At 50.7% G+C, this 18221-nt stretch carries 17 protein-coding genes and 1 pseudogene; 7 read left to right on the forward strand and 11 right to left on the reverse strand.

Annotated elements, in window-relative coordinates:
* Nucleotides 1–127 precede the first annotated feature (127 nt).
* From PEH01S_RS01810 to PEH01S_RS01825, 4 genes are all read right to left on the reverse strand, one after another.
* Entirely contained in the window at nucleotides 128–922 is a 795-nt protein-coding gene (locus PEH01S_RS01810; protein ID WP_127483731.1) for an arsenite methyltransferase, read from the reverse strand.
* Nucleotides 923–1112: 190 nt separating this feature from the next.
* On the reverse strand, nucleotides 1113–1556 hold the full coding sequence (locus tag PEH01S_RS01815; RefSeq protein ID WP_127483732.1) for a MarR family winged helix-turn-helix transcriptional regulator: 444 nt from the start codon (nucleotides 1554–1556) through the stop codon (nucleotides 1113–1115).
* 33 nt (nucleotides 1557–1589) lie between these two features.
* Nucleotides 1590–1766 carry a phosphatase domain-containing protein gene (locus PEH01S_RS36070; protein ID WP_407669405.1) on the reverse strand — a complete coding sequence of 59 codons (177 nt, stop codon included), beginning with the start codon at nucleotides 1764–1766 and terminating at the stop codon, nucleotides 1590–1592.
* Nucleotides 1763–2335 (reverse strand): TetR/AcrR family transcriptional regulator, encoded by a 573-nt coding sequence (locus PEH01S_RS01825; protein WP_127483733.1) that lies wholly within the window; start codon nucleotides 2333–2335, stop codon nucleotides 1763–1765. The genes PEH01S_RS36070 and PEH01S_RS01825 overlap by 4 nt, the downstream gene beginning before the upstream one ends.
* A gap of 223 nt (nucleotides 2336–2558) precedes the next feature.
* Here PEH01S_RS01825 and PEH01S_RS01830 point away from each other — a divergent pair, with 223 nt between their 5' ends.
* Nucleotides 2559–3497: a ketopantoate reductase family protein gene (locus PEH01S_RS01830; protein WP_127483734.1), complete on the forward strand. Its 939-nt coding sequence runs from the start codon at nucleotides 2559–2561 to the stop codon at nucleotides 3495–3497.
* A gap of 411 nt (nucleotides 3498–3908) precedes the next feature.
* On the opposite strand, the pseudogene ppsA reads toward PEH01S_RS01830, so the two are convergent.
* The 3 genes and pseudogenes from ppsA to PEH01S_RS01850 all read right to left on the reverse strand — a co-directional run bounded on the left by ppsA (nucleotide 3909) and on the right by PEH01S_RS01850 (nucleotide 7671).
* Nucleotides 3909–6535, reverse strand: a pseudogene (gene ppsA, locus PEH01S_RS01840) (phosphoenolpyruvate synthase).
* 50 nt (nucleotides 6536–6585) lie between these two features.
* Entirely contained in the window at nucleotides 6586–7176 is a 591-nt protein-coding gene (locus PEH01S_RS01845; RefSeq protein WP_025846728.1) for a TetR/AcrR family transcriptional regulator, read from the reverse strand.
* A 153-nt stretch (nucleotides 7177–7329) separates the two neighbouring features.
* A complete protein-coding gene (locus tag PEH01S_RS01850; RefSeq protein WP_127483809.1) occupies nucleotides 7330–7671 on the reverse strand; it encodes a zinc ribbon domain-containing protein YjdM in 342 nt (113 codons plus the stop codon).
* A 338-nt stretch (nucleotides 7672–8009) separates the two neighbouring features.
* On the opposite strand from PEH01S_RS01850, the gene glpT reads away from it, so the two are divergent.
* Together glpT and PEH01S_RS01860 are read left to right on the forward strand one after the other, a co-directional pair.
* Nucleotides 8010–9377 (forward strand): glycerol-3-phosphate transporter, encoded by a 1368-nt coding sequence (glpT, locus tag PEH01S_RS01855; protein WP_127483736.1) that lies wholly within the window; start codon nucleotides 8010–8012, stop codon nucleotides 9375–9377.
* A 206-nt stretch (nucleotides 9378–9583) separates the two neighbouring features.
* Nucleotides 9584–10123 carry an NAD(P)H-dependent oxidoreductase gene (locus tag PEH01S_RS01860; RefSeq protein WP_127483737.1) on the forward strand — a complete coding sequence of 180 codons (540 nt, stop codon included), beginning with the start codon at nucleotides 9584–9586 and terminating at the stop codon, nucleotides 10121–10123.
* A gap of 3 nt (nucleotides 10124–10126) precedes the next feature.
* Here the strand turns inward: PEH01S_RS01860 and PEH01S_RS01865 are convergent, their stop codons facing one another.
* On the reverse strand, nucleotides 10127–10897 hold the full coding sequence (locus PEH01S_RS01865; RefSeq protein WP_127483738.1) for an ArsR/SmtB family transcription factor: 771 nt from the start codon (nucleotides 10895–10897) through the stop codon (nucleotides 10127–10129).
* A gap of 163 nt (nucleotides 10898–11060) precedes the next feature.
* Between PEH01S_RS01865 and PEH01S_RS01870 the strand changes: the two genes are divergently transcribed.
* From PEH01S_RS01870 to PEH01S_RS01880, 3 genes are read left to right on the forward strand one after another with little or no spacing between them, the layout of a single operon-like run.
* Complete coding sequence (locus tag PEH01S_RS01870; RefSeq protein ID WP_174807090.1) at nucleotides 11061–11612, forward strand: NADPH-dependent FMN reductase; 552 nt, start codon at nucleotides 11061–11063, stop codon at nucleotides 11610–11612.
* A gap of 26 nt (nucleotides 11613–11638) precedes the next feature.
* Complete coding sequence (locus PEH01S_RS01875; protein WP_127483739.1) at nucleotides 11639–11986, forward strand: ester cyclase; 348 nt, start codon at nucleotides 11639–11641, stop codon at nucleotides 11984–11986.
* Nucleotides 11987–12011: 25 nt separating this feature from the next.
* The gene (locus tag PEH01S_RS01880; protein ID WP_127483811.1) at nucleotides 12012–12413 is read left to right on the forward strand and encodes an ester cyclase; all 402 of its coding nucleotides are present in this window, start codon (nucleotides 12012–12014) and stop codon (nucleotides 12411–12413) included.
* 106 nt (nucleotides 12414–12519) lie between these two features.
* Here the strand turns inward: PEH01S_RS01880 and PEH01S_RS01885 are convergent, their stop codons facing one another.
* Both PEH01S_RS01885 and PEH01S_RS01890 read right to left on the reverse strand, forming a co-directional pair.
* On the reverse strand, nucleotides 12520–13752 hold the full coding sequence (locus PEH01S_RS01885; protein ID WP_127483740.1) for a cytochrome P450 family protein: 1233 nt from the start codon (nucleotides 13750–13752) through the stop codon (nucleotides 12520–12522).
* A gap of 18 nt (nucleotides 13753–13770) precedes the next feature.
* The gene (locus tag PEH01S_RS01890; RefSeq protein WP_246062759.1) at nucleotides 13771–14472 is read right to left on the reverse strand and encodes a TetR/AcrR family transcriptional regulator; all 702 of its coding nucleotides are present in this window, start codon (nucleotides 14470–14472) and stop codon (nucleotides 13771–13773) included.
* A 136-nt stretch (nucleotides 14473–14608) separates the two neighbouring features.
* Here PEH01S_RS01890 and uraA point away from each other — a divergent pair, with 136 nt between their 5' ends.
* On the forward strand, nucleotides 14609–15883 hold the full coding sequence (uraA, locus tag PEH01S_RS01895) for a uracil permease (protein ID WP_127483742.1): 1275 nt from the start codon (nucleotides 14609–14611) through the stop codon (nucleotides 15881–15883).
* A 71-nt stretch (nucleotides 15884–15954) separates the two neighbouring features.
* Here the strand turns inward: uraA and PEH01S_RS01900 are convergent, their stop codons facing one another.
* Nucleotides 15955–18183 carry an alpha-galactosidase gene (locus PEH01S_RS01900; protein WP_127483743.1) on the reverse strand — a complete coding sequence of 743 codons (2229 nt, stop codon included), beginning with the start codon at nucleotides 18181–18183 and terminating at the stop codon, nucleotides 15955–15957.
* Nucleotides 18184–18221: the final 38 nt, after the last annotated feature.

Here is an 18221-nt window from a genome sequence, read left to right on the forward strand (position 1 = left end):
CCGCCGCCCGGCTTGTTTTATGTGATGGTACCAGTGTCGGCTGACCAAAGGTAGAGATGTAGAAAAATTGAAAAAGCCCTTGCTCTGAAAAGGGCTTTTTCATACCAATAGTCAGTATTATATGCGATTACGGTTTGACCCCTTTAATAACGGCAGAGACAATATAATCCTCTACCTTCGACCCGGGAACCCAATCTTTGATAAACGCCCTGGATTCCTCTTTCGGCTCGATGACTACATCCTTAAATCCGCTTTGCGTCAACATCGTTTTCAACTCGTCAACGGACGAAGCCCCCGAAACGCACCCCGAATATAAAACATCCAAGTCGTTTTTGATTTCCACTGGAAGCTCTGCTGTCGTTACAACATCTGAAATGGCCAGACGCCCACCGGAACGCAGAACGCGGAACGCTTCATGAAACACTTGCTGTTTATCCGGCGAAAGATTGATGACACAGTTGGACATGATGACATCCACCGTTTGATCCGGGACGGGTAAATGCTCGATTTCCCCCAGCCGAAAGCCGGTATTCGTGAACCCTCCTTTGACGGCGTTATTACGGGCGCGACTTACCATTTCCGGTGTCATATCTACCCCGATGACTTGGCCGGTGTCTCCCACTTGCCGGGACGCCAGGAAACAATCGAAACCGCCGCCGCTGCCGAGATCTAATACCACTTCTCCCGGCTTAAGCTCGGCGATGGTTTGCGGATTGCCGCAGCCAAGACCAAGATTTGCCCCGTCGGGAACAGCGGTTAACTCTTCGGACGAGTAGCCTAATTTGGAAGAAACGTCATCCGCCGATCCACAACAGCTCGAAGCTGGCGAACAGCGCGCACCCGACTCCACTTCTTGCAATGCGATTTCCTTATAACGACTGCGTACATTTTGGCGAATTTGATCGTTGCTTACTTGATTCATGAATTATCACTCCCTAAATTTAGTTATAGAATCAGCAGCAGCCAGGTGAACAAGCCCGTTCTTCTTCAAGCAATATCCGGAAGTAAGACCGGCCTGCCCTCCCCGATCACAACTGCATCTAAAAACCGCCATCCTAATTCCCCACGCAAATTAATTGCAATTTGCAAGTAATTAAGAAAAAAGATTACCCTCAAGGGGTAGGGCAGCACTGGCCCGATTTCGCCATCGCTTCGTTTAAAAGCTTGATCGAGCGAATGACGGTATCTTGTTCAAAGTCATTCATATGCGAGAAGATTTCGTTTAAATAGGCGTTCATTTGCTGGTCAATCGACGCCGCAACATATTTACCTTCCGTCGTCAGGGAAAGCAGACTCACCCTCCGGTCGTCCGGATCAGGCGTTTTTTTGACTAAATTCATCTTGATCAGGGATTGAACTTGTCTGCTAAACGTCGTTATATCTGTACCTAATGCCTCGGCTACTTGCTGTATGGAAGGTTTATGCTGGCGATCGATCTCGTAAAGAATGTGGCTTTGAATTAAAGAGATGTCGCAGCCACCGGCCGAGCAGCAATTTTTGTTAAGAAGACCAAAACGACGAGTCATGATTTGAAATAGCTCGCGTACATTTTCCACGGTGCTTCACCTCATGAAACAGTTATACATCATTTATTTGTAATTTGCAAGCATTTTACCCCAAAGCAAGTAATGTCCTGCCGCTACCGTACCGGTTCTTCCTTTTCCTCCGCCACAATGAAAAGCAATTTTCTTGCCCTCGTGATATACCTCCATGAATATCTTATCTTCGATCAAGGCATGATCGTCTAGTCCCTCAACGTTATTCATGGATGTGCAATTAAGCCAAATAACAGCAGCTGGTTGAGTTCGGCCATTTTATCTTGATACTTCCCGCTTCTTGCCCAGGATACTTGCAACGTACCAATCGCATTTAACAATTCCAATATGGTTTCAAGCGAAACCGAAGGACCGATAGCTCCCTCCCTTTTCCCAAGTTCTATAAACTCTCGTATAATCTCCTCTCTGATCTGATTTGTTTTTTCACTATACAGGCTTTGCAGCACGCGATCCTCTACTGCACCCGGAGAACCAAGCAGCTGGTAATCTTGTTCGGCACACATTTCAAAAACCTTAAGAAGCTTGTCTTTAAAATCCATGTTTTGGGTCATGAGTTCCTTGGCCATACAAACGGTTTTCAGCGCCAGAAAATTCGCACATTCTTTGACGACGCCCTCTTTGCTGCCGAAATAGTTATAAAGTGAAACAGACGATACGCCCGATTTGGCGGCGATATCTTTTATACTCACATGAATAAAGCCTTTTTCTTTAAACAGCTCCAGAGCTGCGTTAACGATGGCATCCTTCTTTTTCTGTGTTCTTAATTCAAATTTGTTCATTACCTTTTTTCACATCCCAAATCCTATAACTGCATCCACTATATCATGATTCGAATAATTTTTAAATATAGCGGTACGTTATTTAAAAACTTGTTGACAATCATATGGGGCGGGGATAAAATCGTGCTGAGCTAATTTTTAAATATTCACTGCTTAAATTTAAAAATTATTCGCAAGCTGCCATTGTATTAACATCGAAAACATGTTACGGGAGGACTATCGTATGAGAATATTAGTTTACGGTGCCGGCGTCTTGGGGAGTTACTTAGCCCATGTCCTGGTGCGCGGCGGCAACCATGTTACGGTGTTGGCCAGAGGGCAACGGTTCCATGAACTGCAAAATGACGGGAACGTTATTCGTCATTATTTGCAGCTCCGTACTACGGTTGATAAAGTTCATGTGATCGGAGAGCTGCAGCCGGAAGATGTTTATGACCTTATTTTTGTAGTCATGAAATATCCGGATTTTCAGGCGGTTCTACCTGCACTTGCAGCAAATCACAGTAAGCATGTCATTATCGTGGGCAATAATGCCAGTCCCCATGAGATGCGCGAGTATCTATTGGCCGAAAGTCCTGTTAAGAAACAGATTGCCTTCGCTTTTCAAGTGAGTGCCGGATGGAGGGAAACCGGCCGGATGATTTGTGTTCGCGGACCGAAGGGACAAATGGCCATTGGCGGATTAGGCGAGGATCTTTCCTGGCGCTCGGTGATCGACCAAGCTTTTAGCAACACCAGCTATAAACTAACCTATATCAAGGATATGTATGAATGGTTGATAAGTCACATCGTTATGATCTTGCCTTTGAATTCAATCGCTTCTTCTTATCATGGCGACTTGCTCCAAGCCGCAGGAGATAAAAAGCTGCTTCATCATGTCATTGATGCAGTCGATGAGGGCCACCAAGTTTTAGAAAAACTCGGATATACGGTTACACCTGCAAGTCAAAAACAATTCGCCCGGAAAAATAGGAAGATGTTTTACTTAGGGCTGAGAATATTGCTCGCAACCCCTGTTGGCAGAATCCTTTTGAGTGAAAAGGCCGTTTCCGCTAACGAAATGTTTGCACTAAATCAAGCCTTTCATCATTTGAAACAAAGCGCGAATATCCCGACCCCAAATTGGGATATCCTTGAAAATTATTCTCTCACTTCAGAATAATAACAGATAACGCATACTTACATGAGGACGGCGAACAGTCGAAGGGGCACTTCTCGGCCCCCTATTCCTGCGGAACGAATACGGCTCCTCCTCTTCTTCGAAGCGGTTATTTACGGCTGCATACCGTGCACTGCCTTCTGACATTATATTTGGCGATGCCCAACATAATCAGCACGGCCGCCACTTCGAGCGCGAGGAGCACAACCATCGTCGTGAGAATATAAAATAAGGTCAACTTCCATTGCAATCGACGGAAGCGCTGGACAAAACGGGGTAGGAATCTCAATTCATTTCTTTTCCTTCCTGGTAAAAAAGTAATCTTTCCCCTTCCTCCATCTTATCATCCATCCGGTGGATCTGTCTGTCTGATCTGTCCAAACGCGGATACCTGCGGCCTTTGTCCTGTCCCCGTTACAGGATCTCGACATAACCTTCCGTTCCGTTGACCCGGATGCGTTGCCCGTCCCGGATCAGCTTCGTGGCGTTCTCCACGCCTACGACGGCCGGAAGACCGTATTCCCGCGTAATGACCGCGCCATGCGTCATCACCCCGCCGATTTCCGTCACCAAGCCCTTGACGGATACGAAGAGCGGAGACCAGCTTGGATCGGTGAAGACCGTGACCAGAATATCGCCTTCCTCCAGGCGGACACCCTCCATCTTCAACACGACCCGCGCCCGGCCCTCAACCGTGCCCGATGAAACGGGGATGCCCGCCAATGCCCCCCGGGGTATGCTTCCGGCCTGGTACTCGCCAAAGATCACCTCTCCCTCGGACGTCATTAGCCGCGGCGGCGTCAGCTTCTCGTACACCTCGTATTCCTCTTTCCGCTTGGTGATGATGCCGTAATCGAGCCGGTTGCTTTTCGCCGCCTCCCTCAGCTCCTCGAAGTACAGATAGTAGATATCCTCCTTCTCCCGGATAACCCCCCGCTGCACGAGCTTCCCGGCCTCCTTTAGCAGCGCTTGCTTGTAAAGGTTATAGCGTTGGAGAAAAGCGTGCTTGGAATATTCCCGGTAGCCGGCAAAATTGCGCAGGAGGCGGATCAATTTCTCGTCTTCTTGGCCTTTCGCCGGCCTCCGGGCAATCGTTCCAGGCGTCGCAAGAGCTCCTGTTCCTTCCGCTCCGCTTCGAGCCGCCCCTGCTCGAACTTGGCGCTATGGGCATTGGGCTCAAAATTGTTGATATTGCCGAGGATCATCGGAACGAGCGACGTCGGCTTTTCGCTCCAGCGCGGTCTGGTGATGTCAATATCTCCGGAACAATGCATGCCGTATTTGTCCAGATACGCGCGTATCGACCGGCTGACGGCTTCGCCGCCTTCCACTCCGGCCAGATCTTGGAAGAAGGTCTCGTCCTTGGCATGCCGCAAATACGCAATCACCGCCGGGTAAGGTCTGACCGCATCCGCGACATCCAGCAGCTCAAGCCCCATTTCGGAGGTGACGTTGTTGGCTACCGATTGGGAGAGCGTGTCGACCACACTCTTTTCGCCAAGCCACTGCTTTATTTTCTTATTAAGCGAGCTTGCCGCCAAGATCCCGACCAAGGCCGCTGCCACGCTTCGCGGCTCCGACATGATGGCGACCAATTCCTTATGGTCCTGCAATATAAAGTCGAACAGCTCGTCTCCAGCTTTGTCGGCGATTCCTCGTTGCAGCTCCCGGACGGACTTCTCGTTGTTGGCCATAAGCTCCCGGACGATCGCCGGGTCGTTTTTGAGGTAAATTTTCAGCGCCTCGATCGCCCAAGACAACGCCCCCGTCCCCATGCTCATCGTCGTTTTTCCCCGGGGCAGCGTTCGAATAAATTCTTTGCGCTTCATCAAATGATAGAACGCATTCTGCATCAGAACGTCGACCGAACCGATGTTTTTGAGAAACATATTCCTTACCAGCGGCGATGACAGCTCATGGGATACATCCTTATAAAACCTTCCGCCAACTACAGGCATTTCCGCGCTGCCCAGCATGGTTTGCAGGAGTTGAAAAAAAGAGATGCCCAGCGGCTTGAACGCATCCGTCATCATCTGCCGATGGCCGTACGACATGTACACGCGGTTTTTTCCGTCCTTGTTCGCCGGCACGGGGTATAAAGTCGTGATGGGACGGCTCTGAACGACAAAAAATGTCCCGTCTTCCAAGCACCATTCAATGTCCTGCGGGCAGCCGAAATAGGCCTCGATCGCCCTGCCCATGTGCTCAAGCTCGATAATCTGCCCGTCCGTCAGCGTCTGTCTGGTCTGCTGCTCGGGCGCAAGCTCGCGCTCCTCCGTACCGCCTTGCTCCAGCGCATAGATAGCCAGCTTTTTGGCAGATATCTTCTTATCGACGATTGCGCCGTCCCGCACCTTATAGATATCGGCATTGACCAGACCGGAGACCAGCGCCTCGCCAAGTCCGAAGCCCGCATCGATGGACAGCACCTTCCGGTTCGACGTGACGGGATCGGCCGTGAACATGATTCCCGCAGCCTGCGGAAAAACCATCCGCTGAACGACGACGGACAAGTAAACCTTGCTGTGGTCGAAGCCGTTCTGGATGCGGTAAATGACGGCACGATCGGTAAACAGCGATGCCCAGCACTTGCGGATATGCTGCAGAATGGCAGCCCTGCCCTTGATGTTCAAGTACGTATCCTGTTGGCCTGCAAAGGAGGCCAGCGGCAGATCCTCCGCCGTCGCGCTGGAACGTACGGCATACGCGTTCTTTTCGCCCAGCTTCGAGAGATAGCCGGTAATTTCGTCTTCGATGTCCTTGGCCATCGCGATCCCTTCGATGACCGCACGGATCCTTCCGCTGATTTCGCCGATATGGTCCCTGTCATCCACCTTAAGAAGCGATAATCGTTCAAGCAAGAAGCGAAGCTCTTCGTTATGCTCAACGATGCTTTTATACGCTTCGGTGGTCACGCAAAAACCGTCCGGTACCCGTATCCCCTCGATTCCGGACAATTCCCCCAGGTTCGCACCTTTGCCGCCGACCACCATCAGCTTCGTTTTATCGATCTCCCGAAAACCAAGCACATAGGACTTCATCTCTACCGGCCCTCCTCCTGAATGGTTGTGCAAGCCAACCGGATACTTGTTTATTGATTGGAAATTCCTTCCTTGATGATTTTGATGCAGTTGCCAAGCTTCTTCAAAAACGTCTCTTCATCCAGCCCGGCCCAGAAATATTCCTTGATCAGAAGGGTGTAGATCATATCCGCAACCAGCTCGGAATCGATATCCGGCTTGATGCGGCCTCGCTCCTTGTCGCGCTCGATCATGGCGATCAAGCCTTGGGCCGAATCCGTACGGAGCTTGGTTATGAACTCGCTGTTATCGATCTCCATCAGCATGCTGATCCGGCTGTATTCCGGCTTAACCCGGGCCCACTCGTAGGAGGCTTTGACCGATTGGATGCAGGCTTCGAAAACGTCGGCCTCCGGGTCCAAGCTCTCCGTGCTGCGGATAACCTCCCGCTTCTCCCTTAAAATTTCCTCGAACATATAAAGAAAAAGGTCTTCCTTGCCGTGGAAATACTGATAAAAGCTGCCCCGGGGGATTCCCGCCGTCTTGACGATCTGGTTGATGGATGCCTCGCTGAAGCGCCGGCTTGAAAACTCCTGGACGGCAGCATCGAAAATCTTCCGTTTTTTATCTTCGCTCAGGTTATGAAAAGTATCTTTTGGCACGTAACCACCTCCGGTTAAATCATATCATGGCATAAATTTTACGAAATGACAAGGGTGTCATATGACAATATTGTCATTTTATTTTTGACAAAAAAAGAAGCCCTCCACATCGAGGACTTCCTTGTACAAATTCGCCGGCATTCTTAAACCGCACTAGATCTTTTTAACAAACTCGGATTTTAATTTCATCGCTCCAAAACCGTCAATTTTGCAATCAATATCGTGATCTCCGTCAACCAAACGTATATTTTTTACTTTCGTGCCCATTTTTAGGACCGATGAGCTGCCTTTTACTTTCAGGTCCTTGATGACCGTTACCGTATCGCCGTCGTTTAAGACATTCCCATTTGCGTCTTTGACAATCTTTTGCTCTTCGCGATTTTCCGCGTCTGCTTCTAACGTCCATTCATGGGCACATTCCGGGCAAAGCAGCAGATTTCCGTCCTCGTAAGTGTACTCCGAATTACATCTCGGGCAGTGTGGCAAATTAGACATCATTCAATTTCTCCATTCGTTCGTATTAAGCTTATACTGTCATAGTCTTCGCCGGTTTGCAAACCTTTGCGCTAAGCTCGCCAAGGAAATAATGCGTTTCCATGTAACCGTTCTTTGCTCTGCGGATGCCAATACGTGTAGCCAATATCACTTTTTCATAAAAAAAACTTATTGACAACGTTTACATGGAGTACTAATATAATGTCTATAACAAGTAAAAACTATGATGGAGACACTGAGACTCATACTTTGTGGCACTTTCGCTAAAGAAAGTGTTATTAAAGTATGGGTTTTTTTCATGGTTTCTGTTGTTATTAATGACATCAAGGAGGACAACGATGCTTAATTTCTTCAAACCTGCTCCGCCGATCGACAGATTGCCCGGCGACAAAATCGATTCTGAGTATAAGAAGCTCAGACTCCAAGTGTTTCTCGGCATCTTCATTGGCTACGCAGCGTACTATTTAATTCGCAAAAACTTCTCGCTGGCGATGCCGTACTTAACCGCAGAAGGCTTCTCCAAAGCAGAGCTCGGCTTTGCGTTATCGGCCATTTCGATTTCTTACGGGATCAGTAAATTTGTGATGGCTACCATTTCCGACCGAAGCAATGCCCGAATGTTCTTGCCCGCCGGCTTAGTCCTTTCCGCAATCGTTAGCTTGCTGATGGGGGCGTTTCCTTTCTTCACCTCGTCCGTTACCATCATGTTTGTTATGCTTTTCTTAAACGGATGGTTCCAAGGGATGGGATGGCCGCCGTCCGGCCGCGTCCTTGTTCACTGGTTCAGCTTGAATGAACGGGGGAACAAAACCGCCATTTGGAACGTTGCCCATAACGTCGGCGGAGGCGTCATGGCGCCGCTTGCGGTGGCAGGGGTTGCTATTTTCGCAGGAATGTCCGGCTTCTCCAAATCGGGGTATGAAGGCGTCTTTATTTTACCGGCATTGGTTGCTATTGTGTTCGCCGTTGTGTCTTATTTCTTAATCCGCGATACTCCGCAATCGGTCGGATTGCCGTCGATCGAAGAATATCGCAACGATTATCCGAGCAATACGAAAAAAACGTTCGAAACCGAATTAACGACAAAAGAAATTCTTTTCAAGTATGTGTTGAACAATAAGTGGGTTTGGGCGATTGCCTTTGCGAACATCTTCGTTTATTTCGTCCGGTACGGCGTATTGGACTGGGCGCCGACGTATCTGAGCGAAGAAAAAGGCTTCAACATGAACAAGTCCAGCTGGGCTTACTTCCTCTACGAATGGGCGGGAATTCCGGGGACGCTGCTGTGCGGCTGGATTTCGGATAAAGTGTTTAAAGGCCGCCGCGGCCCGGCAGGCGTCGTATTTATGCTCGGCGTATTGATCGCCGTTCTGGTTTATTGGTTTAACCCGGCCGGCAATCCGACGGTCGACATGCTTTGCTTGATCGCGATCGGGTTCCTCATTTACGGTCCGGTCATGTTGGTTGGTCTGCAGGCGCTGGACTTTGTTCCGAAAAAAGCCGCCGGTACGGCAGCAGGACTCACCGGTTTGTTCGGTTACCTGGGCGGTACGGTAACGGCGAATGCTTTGATGGGTGTCATCGTTCATGCCTCCGGCTGGAATGCAGGGTTTATTCTGTTAATCGCTTCTTGCGCGATTGCAGCGCTGATCTTTGCCTTCACTTGGAACGTTCGCGGTCAAGAGGTCGTCAAAAATCAGCATTAATCGATAGAAGAAGGAGTAAAAATCGGTGCGATTTTTATTCCTTCTTTTTTTGTTTTCACCCGCTCATTCCGCAACCCAAGCGGCGTCTATGGTACATTTTGCAGGACCTGGTACGGAAAAAGAGCGTACTTTGCAAAAAGGCAATTGTCCCCAATAATGAGGAGGTGAATGGAGAGGTTTCATAAAACCGAGAAAGGATGACTCTCATGAAAATCATGGTTATTGTCGCCCACCCGAATCTGAATCAATCCCGTGCCAATCGTGCATTAACGTTTGAACTGGCAAAGCATGCCGACATCGAGATCCGCGACCTGTATCAGGAGTACCCGAATTGGGAGATCGACGTGGAGCGGGAGCAGCGATTGCTGCTTCAATATGACCGGGTTGTGTTCCAGTTCCCCTTTTATTGGTACAGCTGCCCGCCGCTGTTAAAAAAGTGGTTCGACGATGTATTGACGTTCGGTTGGGCTTTTGGGCCCGGAGGCGACCATTTGAAAGGCAAAGAGTTTATGATCGCAACGACCACAGGCGGTACGGAAAAAGAATACCGCGCGGGAGGCTGCAACTGGTTCACCCTGAGCGAATTATTAAGGCCGATCCAAGCCACCCTCACCCGATGCAACGGTACTTATCTCCCCGCTTTCGTCACCTATAACGCGGACCAAGGGACAGACGCTTACCTCGCGGATGAGGCTGGCAAGTATGCGGAGCATATCCGGGCTTCCGCGCAGGCGCTCGTTCATTAGCGCCTATTCAGCTCCGGCCAGGGTTGCCCCGGTTTCGAGGAATGTCTTCATGCCCGAGAGTACGATCGGCAGCCCATTTTCCAGAATAGCGGCGGTATTTACAGCCTGCTCGAATTCATCGTGCACGACCGTGACGAGAGTCACCCCTTGCAGCTCGGCATGCGGATCGATTTCCCATGTCATGCGCGACGGAGACTCATGAGCCGCATGGGGAAACGAAAGAAACTTCCAGCTCATCGTCAGCCTATGCGGAGGGTCCAGCGCGAGAATCGTGCCTTCGACTTGCTTCTTCCTTTCCGGGTTCCACAATTCGAAAGGGGAACCGACCTCCCAGTCCGATCGGATGGAGCAATTGAACCAAAACTTCGAGGTCTTGGCCGGATCGGTGAGGGCTTGCCAGACTTGCTCGGGTGTAGCTTTAATGGCAATCCGGTTGATATGCCGGGGTTTATTGTCCATATTCGTTTCACGCTCCAGTTCGCTTTTAAGGGATGTTAGTTCGATAGCCCAAGGTTCGGCGTATTTGCTGACCCATCGGTCGTAGATTTGGCGGATCGGCACCGCGTTCAGATAATGCAGCTTTTCCCTGCCGACTTTGCGGGTGGTAATGAGGCCGGCTTCCTCCAAAATATTCAGATGCTTCATGACGCCGAATCTCGACATTTGCAAAGGGGTGCAAAGCTCGTTCAGCGTCCGCCCGTCGGAGGCGTGAAGCAGGTCCAAGAGCGTGCGCCGGCTGGGATCGGCCAAGGCCTTGAAGATTTCATTTTCCAAGAAGAACACCTCCTTCTGACAGCATGCTTCAGCATTTTATTTTTTTTGCCCCTTGACATGTTACCAAATAGTCACATATCATAAGGGTGACAATATAGTCACATGTTATCACAAACAGAACGGTTTGCAACCGTCAAAATCAAAGGGAAAGGTGATATCTGATATGAAAATTACCCTGATTGCCGGCAGTAACCGCGAAGGCGCTACGAGTACGTCCCTCCTTCGGTCCATCGAGCGTCTTTTGAAAGACCAGCATTTATCGGTGACGTTTGTTGATTTGCGGGAGCTGCCCCTGCCGCTTTATTCCCCTGATGCCGAGGCGCTTCATCCCAATGTCCAACGTATGGTCGAAGCGGTTGCGGACGCAGAGGGCCTCATCCTCGCGACCCCGGAATATCACGGCTCCATTTCTGGAGTCCTGAAAAACGCCTTGGACTATATGCATGCAGGTCTGGTTGCCGGGAAGCCGGTGCTTTCCGTAAGCTCCGCCGGCGGGCCGATGGGGGTAAGCTCGCTGCTGCATCTGCAGGGTATTGTGCGCAATTTGCACGGCGTTAACTGCCCGGTGTGGATTTCCATCGGAGCCGGCTACCATAGCTTTGATTCGGACGGTCATCCGTCAGACGAGGGGATGCGGGGAAGGGTCGAAAGTGCGGTTGGGAAGTTCGTAGACCTCACCCGGAAGCTCGCGGCCGGAGTCGAAGCAGCCATATAATCAAACAACAAAGGAGATGCTGTGCTATGAAAACGGTGGAACAGAAAAATATCGAAATCGTCACCGCGTTTATCGAAGCACCGGCCAATCGAAGGGTGTTGGATCGCACGGATCAATTTTTTGCGGAGCAGCTAAGCGAGGCCTTCACGGATCGGCACTACGCCGTGGACGAAATTTTGGCTCAAGGCGGGAAAGTCACGGCCAGAATCGTAATCACAGGTACGCATCAAGGCACGTTTGCCGGTAAAGCGCCAACGGGCCGATCGGTGAAGATTACGCAATTCCGCGAATTTTGGATCATCGACGGCCAGATTGCCGAGCATCGCGGGTGGTTCGATACCGGAACGCTGCTGCCCCAGCTTCAAGCCCATTAAAACGAAATGAGGGAGATGGTTGATGATGAAACCGACGGAGCAGGCGAATGTGGAAACCGTCACCGCGTTTATCGAGACGTTCTGGAATCAAAGCGATCTGGACTGTACGGACCGTTTTTTATCGGACGATTATCAGGAGCTCGCTTATGAATCGAAGGAAGGGCTGAAGCAATTCGCCGCCAAAATACTGGAGGCCTTCCCCGATAAGCGCTACACCGTAGAAGAGGTGATTGCCCAAGGGGAGAAGGTCCTTGTCCGAATGACTGTGAAAGGCACGCATACCGGGATGTTCTTCGGAACCTCCCCTACAGGCAACACCATTGATGTCACGCTGTACCGCCAGTATCGCGTCGTCGACGGCAAGATTGCCGAGCACCGCGGTTGGATCGATATGGTGACCATGTGGCGCCAGCTTGAAGCGAATTAACTTGCAGAACAAAGGCCGGGAATCCCTTGAATGAGAGATCCCGGCCTTGCCTTGAAATTGCCAATCCACTGCCGGGCGGGCGGGCTGAACAGCTGGCAGACACAGGCTAGAACAGCACCGGCAGGCTTGCAAGAGAACGCAAGGTGCTGGGATTATACGTCAGCTGCTCCGGTGCGACGGCCAGGCGCAGATTAGGCAGCCGCTGCAGCAGCGTGCCGAACGCAATCTGCCCTTCCAGGCGGGCCAGCGGGGCTCCCAGGCAAAGATGGATCCCCTTGCCGAAGGCGAGATGCTCATTCTCTTCCCGCGTAATATCCAGCGCTTCGGGATTGGAAAACTGATGCGGGTCGAGATTGGCGGCTGCCAGAGAGACCACAACCGTTTCCCCTTTGCGGATGTTCTTCCCGTGCAGCGTGAGATCTTCTCCGGCAATACGGCTGCCGATGATGACGGGCCCCGCATAGCGCAGCAGCTCCTCAACGGCGGAGGGCAGCAGGGACGGATCGCTGCGGAGCAAGCGCATTTGTTCGGGATGCTGCAGCAAAGCCAAGATGCCGCTGCCGATCAGATTTACCGTCGTTTCATGTCCGGCGACAATGAGCAGCCAAATGGTCGAAATAAGCTCGTTCTCGCTTAATTGATCTCCTTCATCGTAAGCTTGGACCAGGCCGCTCGTGATGTCATCGCCGGGATGTGCGCGTTTTTCGGCCAGCAACGTTTTGATATATTCAACAAACTTATCGAGAACTGCATCAACGTCATCCGCTTGCTTCGGATCCAAGGAAGCGCTCAAGAGCTCGCGGGTCCATTCGCGGAATGCGTTCCGATCGGCTGCGGGAATTCCCAGCATCTCGGAAATGACGGTCATGGGGAGCGGATAGGCGAAATCCGCAATCAGGTCCATCCTTCCCCGCTCCTGCACGGCATCGAGAAGCTCGTCGGCAATCTGCTGAATACGGGGACGCAGGCCTTCGATCGTATGAGGAGTGAAGGCTTTGGAGGCCAGCCTGCGCAAGCGGGTATGATCCGGCGGATCGACCGTAAGCATATTCGGCATCTTTTTCGTCCATTCCAAGAACTTGTTCACGGACGCGTTCTCCTGGGAAGGTTCCCGCTGATCCTGCGGTGGGGAGAGCTTCCGCATATCTTTGACAAAACGAGGGTCCTTCAGGATCGCAACGACATCCTCATGGCGAAAAGCGACCCATGCTGGTCCCCTCCCGAAAAAGTCTTCAAGACGGTAGAGAGGCTCTTGCTGCCCGGCAAGCCGCTTATAGAACGCAAGGAAATCACGCATCGTCTCGGGTGAGGCAAAATCGTTGCCAGTGATTTTTTCCATATCACTTACCCCTTTCCTTTACTCTGCAATTCCATGCCGAATCATGCTGTAGAAACGATTCATCTCATCGAACAAACCGTTAGCAGCCTCGTCATCCAGAGCTCCGGTATCCGTGAACGCCGCTGAGAACTTATTTTCAAAATGCTTCAATGTGATCATAATCAGCTCGAAGGCCTGCTTCCGGTCTACCCCTTCCCGAAGGGGAACGGCTTCAAATAACCGCTCCATCGATTGGTTCTTCTCAGCAATCGCTTGACCATACTTCTCTTCAATGTCCGCTTTCAGCTCATTCGGTGGCGAATAAAACGCTTCGTGTACCAATTTCAATTCATCGGGATGCTTGCGAAAGTAGGCGAGCTTGATGCGGCTAAGTCTGTCTATGGTGTTAAAAAAATCCTCCTGCTCTGAAAAAACGTCAAATCGCACGACGGTCCTAACCTTCTCAAAGCAATGCTCCAGCAAGCTGAGATACAGCTTTTTTTTGCTGGTGAAATGATGAAAGATCAAAGCCTTGGAAATACCGGCCGCCTCCGCCAGCATCTCCGTCGAAGTGTTCTTGTATCCATAGCGAGCAAAGACAGACAAACAGGCCTCGAGGATTTTTTCCCGTTCGTACAGCTGTAAAGGCAGATGTTTCACTCCTTCCCTTGTTGCTGACCAATTGGTTAGTAACATTGTATTATATGCTGACCAACCGGTCAATATGTCTATCGGCTTCATTTTTATTTCCAACTTCGGTCACAGCTTTGCCTTTTCTTGAGGCCGCGATCGTGCAAAATTCGGCTTTTCATGCCTCTTTGCATGCACTATAATACGGTAGATAACAATAATTAAAACGAGCAAAAGGGGAACTTCAATGTCGCGAATCATCCAAGTTCATGAGAGACCGCCCTTCTGGAAGAGCTTGCCGCTGGGGCTGCAGCATCTGTTCGCCATGTTCGGATCTACGGTTCTTGTGCCCATCCTGTTCAAGGTCGACCCGGCCACGATCCTGTTGATGAACGGCTTCGGAACCTTGCTGTACCTCTTCATTACCAAGGGGAAAATTCCCGCTTACCTCGGCTCCAGCTTCGCCTTTCTTTCGCCCGTGTTCGTCGTCCTGGCGGAAAAAGGGTACAACGCCGCGCTCGGAGGCTTCCTGGTGGTCGGCGTCATCTTCACCATCGTCGCCCTGCTGATCCGCTATACGGGGACGGCCTGGATCGATGTCGTCTTCCCTCCGGCCTCCATGGGGGCGATCGTCGCGGTGATCGGGCTTGAGCTCGTTCCGACAGCCGCCAAGATGGCCGGCTTCATCGCTCCGGACGGCGCGCCTGCCGGTTGGTCCCCGGATGTCACGACCGTTACGGTCTCCGTGGTCACAATGCTGGTCGGCGTGCTCGGATCGGTGCTGTTCCGCGGCATTTTCAAAATCATTCCGATCCTGATCGCCATCGTCGCCGGCTATGTGCTGTCCAGTATGCTCGGGCTTGTGCATGTACAGGAGACGGTCGGCGCAGCCGGCTGGCTGACGCTGCCTACCTTCTATGCGCCGGCTTGGGATTGGACAAGCATCGCCATTATTGCCCCAGCCGCGCTGGTGGTCATTGCCGAGCATATCGGCCACCTGATTGTGACCGGCAATATTGTCGGCAAAGATCTGTCCAAGGACCCGGGACTCAGCCGTTCCTTGCTCGGCAACGGCGTCTCCACCGTGCTCTCCGCGGCGGTAGGCTCCACCCCGAATACAACGTATGGGGAGAATATCGGCGTCATGGCGATCAGCCGTGTCTATTCCGTTTGGATCGTCGGTCTGGCAGCGGTTATGGCCATCGTCCTATCCTTCGTCGGCAAGCTATCGGCGCTTATCCAAACGATTCCTACCCCGGTGATGGGAGGCGTCTCCCTGCTGCTGTTCGGCGTCATTGCCGCATCCGGGATCCGTATGCTGGTCGAGACGAAGGTCGACTATTCCAAGCCTGCGAACCTGATCCTGACGACAGTTGTGCTGGTGGTCGGTTTAAGCGGGGCTGCGTTCAAGTGGGGGCATCTTGAGCTGAAGGGCATGGCCCTTGCCACGGTAGTGGCGATTTTGCTCAGCTTGGTATTCAAACTGTTCGAGGTTCTGAAGTGGTCCAACGAAACGAATTAAGAAGTGTTGGAAACGCGCAAAGGGCGCTGCCCCGAAAGTCTGCTTAGACCTTGGGGCAGCGCCTTGTTTCTCTAACGATCTATTTTTACTAAGGTAAATAATTTTGAAGAAAAATCCCTTTTGTCTAAAATGTTGAAATCCATGACTTCGTTTATCTTCGGCGTAAGGGTTATGCCCATATACATTAATTCGCTTCCCGAATAGGCACTGTCCAATTCCTCAATATAGTAGATCGCCGCTTCCTCCAGCCCCGTTAATTTCACACGCTTGTAGGCTTCGTTTGGCTCGGATAGCACTTGGTACCATCCGACAACGGCCTTTTCTTTCTTTTCATCGACCACCATCCAGGCTGTTTCGTTTCCTTCAAAAGGACTAAGGAGCCGGTAAAAATCGCCGGTTGCCATCAACCGCCGATGTTTCTTACAATAAGCGATTTGTTTCCGGATTTGCTCGATCTCCTGCTGCTCCAACGCACAAGGGTCCAGCTCATACCCAAATGTTCCGAAATAAGCGACATTGGCTCTTGTGTCGAGTGGCGTCATTCTTCCCACTTGATGATTGGGAATGCTTGACACGTGACTGCCCATACTGCTGATGGGATAAACATAAGAAGTGCCGTATTGGATTTTCAATCTTTCAATGCCATCGCTGTCATCGCTTGTCCACGTCTGTGGAGCATAATAAAGCATGCCGGGGTCAAAGCGTCCGCCGCCGGAGGCGCATGATTCGAATAAAATATCGGGATACTTCTGAATTAATTTGTCATACAGCTTATAGACGCCTAAAATATAACGATGGAAAAATTCACCCTGCGCCTTGGCGCTTAATCCGCAAGAATAAGCCTCCGAAATACAACGGTTCATGTCCCATTTTATATATTCTATGTTCGCCGAAGAGAGGATTTGATCCATCAAGGAAAACACATAATCCACGACTTCAGGTTGAGAGAAATCCAGCACGTATTGATGCCTTCCCTGCTTTCTTTGACGGTGCGGCGTCCCGACAACCCACTCCGGATGTTCTCTCATGATGTGCGAATCGCCGTTCGTCATTTCAGGCTCAAACCACAACCCGAACTTCATTCCCAACGCATTGATTTTTTTGGACAGATGCCCCAGCCCGTTCGGCAATTTTTCCTCGTTTACAAACCAGTCTCCCAAAGAAGTCGTATCCGTGTTTCTTTTGCCGAACCAGCCGTCATCGAGAACAAACAGCTCCACCCCCAGCTTGCTTGCCTGTTCAGCCATCGTAAGGATCTTCTCTTCATTAAAGTCGAAATAAGTGCCTTCCCAGTTATTGATGACGATAGGCCGCTCCCTTCCGGCATATTTCCCCCGTATCAAATGATGATTATATAAGCGGTGGTAGGCTTGACTCATTTTATGGAAGCCTTGGTCGCTATAAACGAGAATCGCTTCCGGCGTATGGAAAGCTCCTCCCGGAGGCAGGACCCAATTAAATTTACTTGGGTGGATCCCCATCATGATCCGCGATATTCGGTAAGGATCAACCTCGACTTGCCCTAAAAAATTGCCGCTGTAAACCAGACTCATACTATAAGCTTCCCCGGTATGCTCCGTTGTCGTTTTTCTCGCCAGCAGCAGGAATGGATTGTGAATATGGCTGCTTGAACCTCTGGTGCTGCCTACGGCTTGAATGCCAGGACGAAGAGGCGTCCGGTAAAGATGCCGCTCTCTCCCCCATGCCCCCGAAAGATGCACAAATTCATAATCGCAATCCGGTAAATCGCAGCTCGCACTCATCATTCTCTTGAGCATTAACGTTTGACCGCCATCATTATGAATCGATGCCGCGCGGGCGATGACAGGGTATTTTTCAAAAATCGTATAGTTAAGCAGAAGCTCCGTTTGCGTCAGGTCATCCTTCATTTTAATTTGCAAGGTGGATGCGTCGCCGGGGTCATTCACAAAAGTGGCCGGCAAATCCGGAATCTTATGTTTCCCCGCACGGATTTCATAACCCGCATACTTAAACTCCATGACATGCGAACCGTTTTCTAATTCGACTTCGAAAGCCGCTTCTCTGAAATCGCCGCCTCCAAAAGAGGGATACTCCTGCTTAATGCTTTCCAACGATGTCACGAGATCCCCTGTAAATTCCCCTACGGAAACCGAACGGTAGCTTCTCTCGACAAAACGTTGGAAATGGCCCGTGTAGTTGATTTGCTTTCCATAATAAAGCTGCTCTAATTGTCCGTTTTCCATGATTCGAAACAAATAGCTGATCTCGTCATTTGTTAACAGAAACGTGTTCTCATTCTCGTTTACATAAATGCCCATAGAAAGAAAATCCTCTTTTCCATTTACGTTACGCCCAA

It is taken from the genome of Paenibacillus ehimensis NBRC 15659 (genome assembly GCF_004000785.1).
Lineage (GTDB): Bacteria > Bacillota > Bacilli > Paenibacillales > NBRC-103111 > Paenibacillus_G > Paenibacillus_G ehimensis.